This window comes from Cobetia crustatorum, assembly GCF_000591415.1.
In the GTDB taxonomy this organism is placed as follows: domain Bacteria; phylum Pseudomonadota; class Gammaproteobacteria; order Pseudomonadales; family Halomonadaceae; genus Cobetia; species Cobetia crustatorum.
Window position 1 is genome coordinate 1 of record NZ_JEMF01000010.1, and the last position, 12624, is coordinate 12624.

The 12624-nt window shown below is 58.5% G+C and carries 10 protein-coding genes and 1 pseudogene; 5 read left to right on the plus strand and 6 right to left on the minus strand.

Annotation, left to right across the window (positions count from 1 at the left end; genetic code table 11):
- The coding region (locus BF12_RS18260; RefSeq protein ID WP_439644459.1) for a LysM peptidoglycan-binding domain-containing protein at positions 1–171 on the minus strand (171 nt) is incomplete at its 3' end.
- Between the two features lie 315 nt (positions 172–486).
- Between BF12_RS18260 and def the strand changes: the two genes are divergently transcribed.
- The 5 genes from def to BF12_RS0102020 all read left to right on the plus strand — a co-directional run bounded on the left by def (position 487) and on the right by BF12_RS0102020 (position 6696).
- On the plus strand, positions 487–996 hold the full coding sequence (def, locus tag BF12_RS0102000) for a peptide deformylase (RefSeq protein WP_024950807.1): 510 nt from the start codon (positions 487–489) through the stop codon (positions 994–996).
- Positions 997–1169: 173 nt separating this feature from the next.
- Positions 1170–2174 (plus strand): methionyl-tRNA formyltransferase, encoded by a 1005-nt coding sequence (fmt, locus tag BF12_RS0102005; protein ID WP_024950808.1) that lies wholly within the window; start codon positions 1170–1172, stop codon positions 2172–2174.
- Positions 2171–3622 (plus strand): 16S rRNA (cytosine(967)-C(5))-methyltransferase RsmB, encoded by a 1452-nt coding sequence (rsmB, locus tag BF12_RS0102010; RefSeq protein WP_024950809.1) that lies wholly within the window; start codon positions 2171–2173, stop codon positions 3620–3622. The genes fmt and rsmB overlap by 4 nt, the downstream gene beginning before the upstream one ends.
- Positions 3623–3809: 187 nt before the next feature.
- Positions 3810–5183 carry a Trk system potassium transporter TrkA gene (gene trkA / locus BF12_RS0102015; protein WP_024950810.1) on the plus strand — a complete coding sequence of 458 codons (1374 nt, stop codon included), beginning with the start codon at positions 3810–3812 and terminating at the stop codon, positions 5181–5183.
- A gap of 64 nt (positions 5184–5247) precedes the next feature.
- Positions 5248–6696 (plus strand): TrkH family potassium uptake protein, encoded by a 1449-nt coding sequence (locus BF12_RS0102020; protein WP_024950811.1) that lies wholly within the window; start codon positions 5248–5250, stop codon positions 6694–6696.
- A gap of 98 nt (positions 6697–6794) precedes the next feature.
- On the opposite strand, the gene BF12_RS0102025 is transcribed toward BF12_RS0102020, so the two are convergent.
- From BF12_RS0102025 to ttcA, 5 genes and pseudogenes are all read right to left on the minus strand, one after another.
- Positions 6795–7667, minus strand: coding sequence for a tRNA-uridine aminocarboxypropyltransferase (locus BF12_RS0102025; RefSeq protein WP_024950812.1), 873 nt, complete (start codon positions 7665–7667; stop codon positions 6795–6797).
- A 135-nt stretch (positions 7668–7802) separates the two neighbouring features.
- Positions 7803–8747 carry a bile acid:sodium symporter family protein gene (locus BF12_RS0102030; RefSeq protein WP_024950813.1) on the minus strand — a complete coding sequence of 315 codons (945 nt, stop codon included), beginning with the start codon at positions 8745–8747 and terminating at the stop codon, positions 7803–7805.
- Between the two features lie 81 nt (positions 8748–8828).
- Entirely contained in the window at positions 8829–9578 is a 750-nt protein-coding gene (locus BF12_RS0102035; protein ID WP_024950814.1) for an SIR2 family NAD-dependent protein deacylase, read from the minus strand.
- A 68-nt stretch (positions 9579–9646) separates the two neighbouring features.
- Positions 9647–11424, minus strand: a pseudogene (gene aceK, locus BF12_RS18265) (bifunctional isocitrate dehydrogenase kinase/phosphatase).
- A gap of 203 nt (positions 11425–11627) precedes the next feature.
- Complete coding sequence (gene ttcA, locus BF12_RS18270) at positions 11628–12599, minus strand: tRNA 2-thiocytidine(32) synthetase TtcA (RefSeq protein ID WP_084487929.1); 972 nt, start codon at positions 12597–12599, stop codon at positions 11628–11630.
- Between the last annotated feature and the right edge of the window lie 25 nt (positions 12600–12624).

Consider the following 12624-nt stretch of genomic DNA (forward strand, 5'->3'; position numbering starts at 1 on the left):
CGGATAGATCAGATGCGGGTTCTTGATCTGGGGATTGGCACGCCAGACTTCCGGCCACAGCCAAGGTTCACGCAGAAAGCGGCCTGAAATATCCCAGAGCGTGTCACCACGCACTACCACGTAGGTAGACGGTACGTTGTCACGTACCGTTGCCGCCTGTGCCTGCGACATCCCTGCGCTTGCCCCCAGCACCGTCATGCCGAGGAGTGCCGTGAAGACGGCATTGCCGACCAGTCGTTTCATGCCCATTCATGCGTCCCTTGCGTTATTGCCACCCGCCACTGTCGGTGGCGATGATCTTTTTCTGAAATCCGTACCGTGAACCCCGCCTAGCCCCGCATCCCTGCGCCTGCTGGCACATGAGATCAACCCTGACTATTGCCGCGATAGTAGCAGCATTGACGGCCATCGGTTCCGTTCCTCGCTTGTGCACACTACAATATCAGTCAAACCCTTACTGACAGCACAACGGTAATTACACCAGTCATGGCCAAGCGCGAAATTCTTGAATTCCCCGATGAGCGTCTGCGCAACGTTGCCGCACCAATCGAAGCGATTGATGCTGAACTGCAGACCCTGATCGACGACATGATCGAGACCATGTATGACGCACGAGGCGTCGGTCTCGCAGCCTCTCAGGTCGACGAGCATCGTCGTCTGATCGTCATTGACGTCAGCGAAGATCAGTCCCAGCCGCTGGTACTGATCAACCCTGAGTACACGCCTATCGGTGACGAGAAGGAGCCAATGCAAGAAGGCTGCCTGTCCATCCCCGAGTACTATGCCGAAGTGTCTCGCTACTTGAAGGTACGACTCAAGGCACAGGACCGCAACGGCGACGCTTACGAGCTCGAGGCCGATGGTTTGCTGGCGCACTGTATTCAGCATGAGAATGACCATCTGCAAGGCACACTTTTCGTCGACTACCTCTCTCCGCTGAAGCGGGACCGAGTGATGAAGAAGATGCAGAAGCGCCATAAGCTTCAGGAAGACTGATCCACTCTAGTCGGCGCCATTGCCGGCCTGGGTAGACATTCCGCACGGAGGCCTGAGATTTTTCTCTGCCTCCGTGCGCGTCATTACTGATCCGCTATTGCGGGTACATCATTACTGCTCCGCCAGCACCTTGAGCCCGGTATCAACCGCGCTCCCCATACGAGAGTTCTTGCATGTCGAAAGCCCTGCGTATCGCCTTTGCCGGCACCCCGGACTTTGCCGCCGAGTGCCTGACCGCCCTGCTGGGTAGCCAGCATCAGGTCGTCAGCGTCCATACTCAGCCGGACCGCCCTTCTGGCCGCGGTCGAAAGCTGACCCCCGGCCCCGTCAAGCAGCTGGCACTTGAGCACGAACTCCCCGTGCATCAGCCGCTCAACTTCAAGGACGATGCCGACCGTCAGGTACTGCGCGATCTCAACGTCGATATCATGGTGGTCGTGGCCTACGGGCTGATTCTGCCGCAAGCGGTGCTCGACATTCCTCGCCTCGGCTGTCTGAACATTCATGCTTCTCTGCTGCCACGCTGGCGTGGTGCTGCGCCGATTCAGCGTGCCATTGAAGCGGGCGACAGCGAATCCGGTGTCACTATCATGCAGATGGATGCCGGGCTAGATACCGGTGACATGCTGTTGATTCGTCGTACACCCATCACCGCTAGCACCACGGGTGGCGAGCTGCACGATGCACTCGCTGCTCAAGGCGGCGAAGCGATCGTCACGGCACTCAACGCGATTGCAGAGGGGAATCTGCCAGCCACGCCACAGCCCGAGGAAGGCGTGACCTACGCCGCCAAGCTATCAAAGGCTGAAGCTGAATTGGACTTCACTCGCCCGGCAGCTGAGCTGGATGCACGCATTCGTGCTTTCAACCCCTGGCCAGTAGCCTGGACGCGCCTTGAAGGTGAGCCACTACGCCTGTGGCTGTCACGTACAGGTGGACAACGCCTCGATACAGCCGTGACGCCAGGCGTGCTGCTTGCCCCCGGCAATGACTGCCTGCGTATCGCCTGTGGCGATGGTCATGAGGTGCTCGAGATCACACGAGCCCAACTGCCCGGTGCCAAGCCGCTCGCCGTCAAAGACCTGCTTAATTCCCGTGCTGCGCGCTTTCCCGAAGGCCTTGCCCTCGGCGCCAGCCACTCCCCAGATACTGATTCCCAGACCGAGACTTCCGCATGAGCCAGTCAGACCGTCCGACCGCCAAGGGTGCTGGCAAGAAACGCAACTCTCTTCCGCCTGCCCGCATCAAGGGTGGCGGACAAAAGCACGGCGGCGCCCGTCGCCAAGCCGACAATGCTCCTGCATCCCCGGGCGCGGCGGTTCGCGTCGCCGCCGCTCGGACATTGGCACCGGTTCTGGCTGCACGTACCTCACTGAACATGGACAGCCTGCCGTCTGGCGTTGCTGGCCGTGATCAGGGCCTCTACAAGGCGCTGTGCTTTGGTGTCTGCCGTCAGTTGCCACGTCTTGATGCACTGGCTGGCAAGCTGCTGAAGTCATCGTTCAAGTCGCAGGATCAGGACATTCATGCCCTGCTACTGCTCGGCCTGTATCAGCTGCTCTATATGCGCATCGCACCTCACGCAGCCGTCGGTGAAACTGCCGGTGCTGCACGTGGTCTCGGCAAGGGCTGGGCGACGGGCGTACTCAACGCCTGTCTACGTCGCTTCCAGCGTGAGCAGGAAGAGCTCGAAGCTGAAGTCGATAAAGATCCTGCCGTCGCGCTATCTCACCCGCAGTGGCTACTGGATACCTTCCAGCGCAACTGGCCGGACGACTGGCAGGCCATCGCCGAAGCCAACAATGCTCAGGCACCGATGACATTGCGCGTCAATGTCGCCGCCATCAGCCGTGAGGACTACCTCGTCCAACTGGCCGAGGCCGACATTGATGCCGTCGCCTGCCCGTTTGCCGAACACGGTGTCACTCTGACTGCTGCTTGCGATGTCAGTGCACTGCCGGGCTTCGAAGAAGGACTGGTCAGCGTGCAGGATGAGGCCGCTCAGCTAGCCGCTCAGTTGCTGGCACCGGCCGTGACCGCCATCAACCCCGAAGGCGAAGGTGTCCGTTTGCTCGACGCTTGCACCGCGCCCGGCGGCAAGCTGGCTGACATGCTGGAGCGTTTCTCGGCACTGGACGCGACTGCTATCGATATCGACGGCGAGCGTCTCGAGCGCGTGGAAGAGACGCTGGAGCGCCTGGAGCTGGGCGCCGGCGTCGTGTGCGCTGATGCTTGCGAGCGTGACTGGTGGGACGGCGAAGCCTTCGACGTCATTCTGCTCGACGCGCCCTGCTCCGGCAGTGGCGTCATCCGTCGTCATCCGGACATCAAGCTGTTGCGTCGCCCGAATGATATCGGCGATCTCGCGCGTCTGCAGGGCAAGCTGCTGGCCAATCTGTGGAGCATGCTCAAGCCGGGCGGCACACTGGTCTACGGCACCTGCTCCATCATCACGCAGGAGAATGCACGCGTGATGGACCGCTTCCTCGCGGGTACTCCGGATGCCAAGGCCGAGACCATCCGCGCCGATTGGGGCCGTGTCTCGGGCGCTGGTCGCCAGATGTTGCCGCAGGTAAATGGTCACGATGGCTTCTATCTAGCGCATATCACCAAGGCCAGTGTCTGATCTAGCACTTGTAGATCTAGCACTTGAGAGAGCCGCTGAGATAGCAATGGGCGCGCGGATCTAGCGTTCGCCCCAGTTTCACACAGCATCGTATCAGACAGCCGCGCCTCGACTCCGAGCCGCGGCTGTCTTCCGTCTTGGCACTGGTCTATCCTGTGCCGACTGAGAAACAGCGGACGAGCCGGACATGAAAATCATCATTCTGGGTGCAGGCCAGGTCGGCGGGACGCTCGCAGAGCACCTCGCCCACGAAGAAAATGACATCACGGTAGTGGACACCGATAGCGAGCGGCTGCGGGAACTGCACAACCGCCTCGACATCCGGACCGTGACCGGGGCTGCCAGCTATCCGCAGGTACTGCGTCAGGCCGGCGGTGAAGATGCCGATATGCTGATCGCGGTGACCAATTCAGACGAAGTCAACATGATCGCCTGTCAGATCGCGCATAGCTTATTCCACACGCCGACCAAGATTGCCCGTGTGCGCTCTACGGCCTACCTGACCCGCAAGGGGCTGTTCTCACACGATGCCATCCCGGTCGACGTGCTGATCAGTCCTGAGCAGGTGGTCACCGACCACATCCGCCGCCTGATAGAGTACCCCGGTGCGTTGCAGGTACTGGATTTTGCCAATGGCGTCGCTCAGCTGGTGGCAGTCAAGGCCTACTACGGCGGCCCATTGGTCGGTCAGGAGCTCGGTTTCCTGCGCCGCCACATGCCCAATGTGGACACACGCGTCGCAGCCATCTATCGCCGCAATCGTCCGATCATTCCGCGCGGTGACACGGTCATCGAAGCTGATGATGAGGTGTTCTTCATTGCGGCGCGCAAGGATATTCGTACCGTAATGGGTGAGTTGCGCCGTGTTGATCGCAACTTCCGTCGCGTCGTCATTGCTGGCGGTGGCAATATCGGCGAGCGCCTGGCGGAAACGCTGGAGCATACCCATCAAGTCAAGATCATCGAACACTCGCTGGCACGCTGTACTGACCTCTCCGAAAAGCTGGACCGCACTGTCGTCCTTCACGGCAGTGCCACTTCCAAGCGACTGCTGCTGGAAGAGAACATCGAGGACTGCGATATCTTCTGTGCGCTGACCAACGACGATGAGGTCAATATCATGTCGTCGATGCTGGCCAAGCGCCTCGGTGCCAAGAAGGTGCTGACCCTGATCAACAATGCTGCCTATGTCGACCTGGTGCAGGGAGGTGAGATCGATATCGCCATCTCGCCTCAGCAGGCCACCATCGGCGGTCTGCTGACTCACGTGCGCAAGGGTGACATCGTCAATGTCCACTCGTTGCGACGCGGTGCAGCAGAGGCCATCGAGGCGATTGCTCATGGTGACGAGCGCTCGTCGAAAGTGGTTGGGCGGCGCATCGAAGATATCAACCTGCCGGATGGCACCACCATCGGCGCCATCGTACGGGGCAAGGAAGTGCTGGTGGCTCACCATGATCTAGTGGTGAAATCCAATGATCACGTTATTCTGTTTGTGGTCGACAAGCGCCGCATTCGCGAGGTAGAGCGGCTCTTCCAGGTCGGGCTGACCTTCTTCTGATGCCGGCCATTACTCCTGACATTCGACGACATCTCCCCCTTCTCACGCGCAGCGGAGGCGACTCATGAGTTTGCGCGTGATTTATCGCATTCTCGGCATCCTTCTGATGCTGTTCAGCGTGACACTGGTGCCGCCGATGGTGATCTCGGTCGTGTTCGAAGATCGCACTCTGAGTGCCTTCGCCATCGCGATGGGCATCACTCTGCTGACGGGGTTTCTGCTCTACTATCCCAATCGACGAGCGCGTAAAGAGCTCAGAAACCGTGATGGATTCCTGATCACGGTACTGTTCTGGACCGTACTGGGGGCTTTCGGGTCACTGCCTTTCCTGCTGGCAGAAGACCCGAATCTGTCGGTCATCGATGCCATGTTCGAGTCCTTCTCAGGGCTTACCACCACCGGTGCGACGGTGATGACCGGTCTCGATCTGCTGCCTCACTCCATTCTCTATTATCGCCAGCAACTCCAGTGGCTAGGCGGCATGGGGATCGTGGTGCTGGCAGTGGCGATCCTGCCGACACTGGGCATCGGTGGCATGCAGCTCTATCGTACCGAGATCCCTGGCCCACTGAAGGATTCCAAGCTGACGCCGCGCATCACCGAGACGGCCAAGGCGCTGTGGTATATCTACGCTGCGCTGACGCTGGTGTGCTTTGCCAGTTACTGGGCAGCGGGCATGAGCTGGTTCGATGCGCTGGGCCACAGCTTCTCGACAGTCGCCGTCGGCGGTTTCTCGACACACGACGCCAGTATCGGCTACTTCGATTCCGCCACTATCGAGATGATATGCGTGTTCTTCATGGTGGTATCCTCGATCAGCTTTGGCCTGCACTTCGCCGCTTGGCGTGAAGGCCGCATCAGCCATTATCTGCGTGATCCGGAGACACGCTTCTTTCTGATTCTGCTGCTGATATTGAGCTGCGTAACCATCGCTGGCCTGCTACTCACCGGCAGCTACGATGACAGCAAGGCACTGCGCCACGGGCTCTTTGAGGCAGTATCAATAGCAACCACCACTGGCTTCGGTGTCGCCGACTTCACCGGCTGGCCTGGTGTACTGCCGATGATGCTGTTCATCGCCGCCTTTATCGGTGCGTGTTCCGGCTCGGCGGGCGGTGGCATGAAGGTCATTCGCATCCTGCTGATCCTCAAACAGGGCGCGCGGGAGATCTATCGCCTGATTCACCCCAACGCCATCCTGTCGATCAAGGTTGGCCGCATGCGCATCTCGGAAGGTGTCGCTGAGGCTGTATGGGGCTTCTTCTCCGTCTATTTATTATTATTTGTTCTGATGATGCTTGGCATGCTGGCGACAGGTCTCGATCAGGTCACTGCCTGGTCAGCGGTCGGGTCGGCACTCAACAATCTGGGGCCAGGCCTCGGTGGAGTCGCCACCCACTTCGGCGATATCCCGAGTGCTGCCAAAGGCATTCTGATAATGGCCATGTTGCTGGGCCGCCTCGAGATCTTCACCATTCTAGTGCTGTTCGCACCCGCCTTCTGGCGTCGCTGACACCAGCATTCAGACAATAAAAAATGCCTCGCCGGAAATTCCGACGAGGCATTTTTTATACGATGTCATCTGAAGCGCAGGGAGTTGTACACCGTATGTTACTCGCTGCTGTCGCTAGCTTCACGTCTGGCCAACAAGCGAAGCATCGGCGCTGTTGGCTCCAATACATAGTGAATACGGCTAGCACGATAACAATCGTTAAAAGCGTCAAAATAGTCATCCAGCACACTCGCAGCGGCCTCCTCCCCTGCCTGACGCAATAACTCTGCGGCCACCTCTGCCGTACATAGATGTGCTTCGGAAGCAGCCTTGCGCAAGTGATAGCGGGTGAGCCGTTGGGAGTGTAGCGGCAATACCGGCAAGCCATCCAGATAAGGGCTTCTGCGGAAGATGCGTCGCGCTTGACGCCAGGTGCCATCAAGCATGATGAAGACGGGTATACGGGGCTCGCCTGCCGACGTATGTGTCGGCACACCTTCACCCACCCCGGCAATCGCATTTATATCCACCACACGATCGGCATAATCGGGTTGGTCATCGGGGAAGATGATGAACGGCTGGTAACGATCATCCTCCAATAGCGCCAACAATCGTGGGTCTGGCTCGACGCGATACCAGCTGAAGACGTCAGTACCCTCAAGCACATCGCCAATCAAGCGTCCGGTATTGGTCGGCTTGTAGTGCTCCAGCGGATGCGTGATCAACCAGAAGCGAATACGTGACTCAGCCTTGACTCGATAGGGGCACAGGCAGTTGAGCTGCGGCAGACGGCAAGCCTCACAGCGAACTACCTGACTGCCGCGCGCCTTGAACTCACGCCGCGGATGGCTGCCTTGCCACTCCTCAGGCTCGCCGCTGGGCAGTGTAGTGATGCCACTCCTACCCTTCGTATCAAGGTCGTCAGGAAAGGGACGGTCTTCGGCCAGAGCGGTCGGCGCGGCATCTGCCAACGAGGAGCGGGAATCACACATGATGAGCGGTCAGAACCAAAGAAAAAGGGACGCGCATTCTAGCATGCGTGTCCCTTCTTTTATGGCCTCATAGGACCATGCCGCCATTGCCCAATACAGCCATCATCTCGGCTCGTACTGCATTCATCGTCGCAGTTACACCTCGTAGCGATGCTTGCTACCGGTGACAAACTTCGGTGGACGCCGCTTCCAGTAACCCGCCAGCAGCGAGCCCGACACGTTGTGCCAGATGGAGAAGATGGCGCCGGGCAGTGCTGCTGTCGACGAGAAGAACTGGCTCGCCAATGATGCTGCCAGCCCGGAATTCTGCATGCCGACTTCGATAGCGATGGTGCGTGAAGTGCGTTCATCCAACCCACACAGCCGCGACAGACCATAACCCGCACTTAGGCCAATGGCGTTATGCGCGACTACTGCCAGTGCCACTAGCGGGCCGAGCGTGGCGAGACGACCGACGTTAAGCGACACCACGATAGCGATGATGAGCACTATCGCCAGCATGGCCAGACTCGCCAACGCCGATTCCCATTCACGGATCGCGTCGCGAGCGAAGTGATGCACGATCACCCCGAGCACAATCGGCGCGACCACCAGCTTGGCAATGCTCAGCAGCATACCGGTGACAGGTACGTTGATATCGGCACCCAGCAACCACCAGGTCAGCAGCGGCGTCATCACGATGGAGAGCAGTGTTGAGGCCATGGTCATCGACACAGACAGTGCCACATGGCCACCCGCCAGCCAGGTCATCACGTTGGAAGAGGTCCCCCCGGCAGTCGCACCCACCAGCACCATGCCGACGGTCAGAGCTGGATCTAGCCCCAACATCCGCGCAATCAGGAAGGCAGCCAGCGGCATCACGGTGTATTGCAGCAGCAAGCCCAGTGCGATCGGCCATGGACGTCGTGCCACGCGCATGAAGTCTTCGCGTGACAGCGTCAGACCCATGGCAAACATGATCAACGCCAGCAGTGGCTGGATGAAGTCCTTGAGCGCAACAAAAGGCGTCGGCGCAATCACGGCGATGCCTGCAAAGACCAATGCCCACAGGGGGAAGAAGCGATTAAGCGTCTCGAACATACTCTGGATTTCCGGTCGCCGAAGGAGCCTCGCCCTTCAGAATGACTGGCCTCCCACCCACGGAAGGCCTGAGGCCGCGCATCATAACGTATCAGGCAGGCCAAGATGACCCTGATACAACCAATGGCGCACAAGACGCGGCAGTGCCTGACCAGCATTCTCGGCGAGCGGCAGTACACCGGGTTCGGCGAGTTCGTGAGCATCAGGATCGACCAAGATGATCGGCGCATCCAATGGTGCCGCTGCATACAGGTTGGAGGCCGGCATCACCTTGAGTGACGTCCCGACGATCAGCAGAAGATCGGCTTCGGCTGCAAGCTCCTCGGCAATTGCGTAAAGCGGTACTGCCTCGCCGAACCACACTACATCCGGACGTAGCTGACTTCCCTTGTCACACAGGTCTCCCAATCGAATGCCGCCACGAGGCAGCGGATAGCGCAGACCATAATCGACACTCGAACGCGACTTGAGAATCTCACCATGCAGATGCATGACCTCGCGGGAACCCGCACGCTCGTGCAGATCATCAATATTCTGAGTAATCACCGACACACGAAAGCCGGCCTGCTCAAGCTCTGCCAGTGCCTTGTGGGCAGCATTGGGCCGCGCACGCCTCACTTGAATACGGCGATCATCATAAAAGCGCAGCACCTGTTCCGGATCGCGCCGAAAGGCCTGTGGTGTCGCGATGTCCTCAAGCCGATGCTCCTCCCACAGGCCATCCTCGGCACGAAAGGTACGCAGACCACTTTCCGCACTGATGCCGGCACCACTGAGCACGACCAGATGACGTCCGTGCCGTGCTCCCGGGTCCTTGAAGCCTTCACTCATCGTCATTCTCTCTGCTGGTGAGTCACGTAAATGAATAGCGTGGATAATGACAGCTGGCAGCACCTCGCTCAGTCATCGATGAAATCCTGACTGCGATCAATGCCAAAGCGACGCTTGTTGCGATACGGATAAACATCAATCACACGACCAGCCAAGATGGCATCCTGCAGCCCTTGCCACCAGCTGGCTTGAAAGATTTCCGGATGTAACTCGTAGAAGAGCTTACGTAGATCCATATTCGCAAACAGAAAAGGACCGAACTCCTCGGGGAAGATGTCGTTGGGCCCGACTGAGTACCAAGCTCGCTAGCCAGTTCCTGTTCAGGGTAACGTGCCTCGGGAATCTCACGGAAATTGCACTCCGTCAGATAGTTGATCTCGTCATAATCATAGAAAACGACTCGCCCGTGACGGGTGACACCGAAGTTCTTGAGCAGCATGTCACCAGGGAAAATATCCGCCGCCGCCAACTGCTTGATGGCATTGCCGTAATCATTGAGTACTGCTCGCGTTTCCTCTGCATCGCACTGCGCCAGATAAAGATTGAGCGGCGTCATCATGCGCTCGGTATAGCAATGGCGGATCAGCACCTTGTTGCCGCGCAGGCTGATGGAAGAGCCACAGACCTCCAACAGTTCGGCCAGACACTCTGGGGCGAAATGGTCACGCCCCACCACAAAGTTGGAGAATTCCTGAGTATCCGCCAATCGCCCGACACGATCGTGACGTTTGACCAGTCGATACTTCTCACGCACCTGATCACGACTCATGTCCTTGCCGGGTGCGAAGCGGTCCTTGATCAGTTTGAACACTAATCGATAGCTGGGCAGCACAAATACCGCCATCACCATGCCACGCACACCTGGTGCGATAATGAACTGATCAGAACGGCTTGCGACATGTTCATTGAGGCCACGGAACAGCTCGGTCTTGCCATGTTTATAAAAACCGATAGCGGCATATAGCTCGCCGATGGGTTTGTCCGGCATCAGAGTCTGCAGGAAGCCCACCACCTCACCTGGTACCTCGATCTCCACTTGGAAATAGGCGCGAGTGAACGAGAAGATGATCGAGACTTCTTCTGGCTCGATAATAACGGTATCAAGATAGACACCGTCACGCTCGGTATGCAGCACAGGCAGTACTAGAGGTAGAGTTTCACCACTAGCCTCAATACGCCCCACCAGATAGGCGCCCTTGTTACGGTAGAACACGTTGCGCAGCACCTCGAAAGCTGCATCTGGTGCATCGCGGACATGTGCCGGTAGTGCATCGAGCAACATCTCGGCCCCGAGCGTGACATCACGCCCCTGATGCTCGAAAGCAATCCCTAACGGAGCCTCGCACAGCACGGATTCTAGCGCACAGGCCCAGTTACCCTTCACGGGGACGCGGTGGCTGATGCTCAATCCAGAATGACGGGCGGGCTCCTGCCGTGAAGACGACACAAACATCCAGTCATCACGAATGTGGCGGTGGGAGAACACATTACAGAAGATGGAATTGTAGAACGTCTCGGCCAGCTTGTAGTCAAGCCGCTGGTCAATCAGCGCCATGTAATGCTGCTTGGCGTCGGTCCACAACGTGCACTCGCTCAGCCGTTCAGGCTCGAAAGCACGTCCCAGCCGCTCCATGGTGGCAGCCACTTTCTCGTCATACAGGTTGATGCGCGCCGCGGAGGCTTGTTGCGCTTCTCGCCAATCAGCCTCAATGAAACGCCGCCGCGCGTCACTGGAAATATGCTTGAACCGCGAGCGATATTCATCGAAGCCATGCAGTACCGTCGCCGCTAGTCGCTGCCCTTGCTGTCCATTGCCCCGCTCGTCACTATCGTAATCGCTGCTCATGTCCAATCCCCCCTGCCCTGTCGACGCATCCACGCGCCGCGTCAGCCTCAAGCATGCGAGGTCGCGCGCCATCAGGCGAGACGACAATGGTCGCGGGCCTGTCACCGTTCAACGCATGGCAAAACGCCACCTCGCAGCAAGCGAGATGGCGTTTGATCAAGCGCAGACAGCAGCACCCTCAGTGTCATATCAGAACAAGAAACTTAAAGCTCGCGCCCCAGTGCCATATCGAGACCGACTGCCGGTTGAACACGACGTTCAGCCTCGAAGAGGTCCTCTTCCATGCTGGCCTGCTCGGAATTCATGTCCAATACATCGATACGCGAGGCATTGAAGCGATCGCGCTGGTCATCCAGGCCCGCGAAGTCGAATAACTCACGATCCGCCAGATGCGATGGCGCGACGGAGGTCACGGCATGGAACATGGTTTCCAGACGCCCCGGATACTGACGCTCCCAGTCCTGCAGCATATCCTTGACCACCTGACGCTGCAGATTCTCCTGAGAGCCGCACAGATTACAGGGAATGATCGGGAATTCACGCGCGGCGGAATAGGCCTCGATGTCGGATTCACGACAGTAGGCCAGCGGGCGAATGACGATATTGCGCTGATCATCCGAGAGCAGCTTGGGCGGCATGGTCTTGAGCTTGCCACCGAAGAACATGTTGAGGAACAACGTCTCGAGAATGTCATCGCGATGATGGCCAAGCGCGATCTTGGTCGCTCCGATTTCCTGAGCGAAGCTATAAAGTGACCCACGACGCAAGCGCGAGCACAGCCCACAGGTGGTTTTCCCCTCCGGCACCTTCTCCTTGACGATGGAGTAGGTGTCGCGCTCAAGGATGTGATATTCGACACCCACTGACTCAAGCCAAGCGGGTAATACATGTTCCGGGAAGCCAGGCTGCTTCTGATCAAGATTCACTGCTACCAGGCTGAATTCCACCGGCGCATTGCGCTGCAGGTTCATCAGGATATCCAGCATGGTATAGGAGTCCTTGCCACCGGACAGGCACACCATCACCTTATCACCATCACGAATCATGCCGTAATCAGTGATCGCGGTACCAACCTGACGACGCAGCCGTCGCTGCAGCTTGTTCAGGTCGCGCTTGTTGGTGGCACCGGATGTGCCACGGGAGTCCGCACAGGACTCGGTATCAGATGGGGGCATGGCAGTCAGGACAGGCAGTTTGGGA

Bases quoted from the DNA above. Each gene is read 5' to 3' on its own strand.
- BF12_RS0102020 (WP_024950811.1), top strand. From the start codon at position 5,248: ATGAGTTTGCGCGTGATTTATCGCATTCTCGGCATCCTTCTGATGCTG.
- trkA (WP_024950810.1), top strand. From the start codon at position 3,810: ATGAAAATCATCATTCTGGGTGCAGGCCAGGTCGGCGGGACGCTCGCA.
- BF12_RS0102030 (WP_024950813.1), bottom strand. From the start codon at position 8,747: ATGTTCGAGACGCTTAATCGCTTCTTCCCCCTGTGGGCATTGGTCTTT.
- BF12_RS0102025 (WP_024950812.1), bottom strand. From the start codon at position 7,667: ATGTGTGATTCCCGCTCCTCGTTGGCAGATGCCGCGCCGACCGCTCTG.
- BF12_RS0102035 (WP_024950814.1), bottom strand. From the start codon at position 9,578: ATGAGTGAAGGCTTCAAGGACCCGGGAGCACGGCACGGACGTCATCTG.
- def (WP_024950807.1), top strand. From the start codon at position 487: ATGGCCAAGCGCGAAATTCTTGAATTCCCCGATGAGCGTCTGCGCAAC.
- ttcA (WP_084487929.1), bottom strand. From the start codon at position 12,599: ATGCCCCCATCTGATACCGAGTCCTGTGCGGACTCCCGTGGCACATCC.
- fmt (WP_024950808.1), top strand. From the start codon at position 1,170: ATGTCGAAAGCCCTGCGTATCGCCTTTGCCGGCACCCCGGACTTTGCC.
- rsmB (WP_024950809.1), top strand. From the start codon at position 2,171: ATGAGCCAGTCAGACCGTCCGACCGCCAAGGGTGCTGGCAAGAAACGC.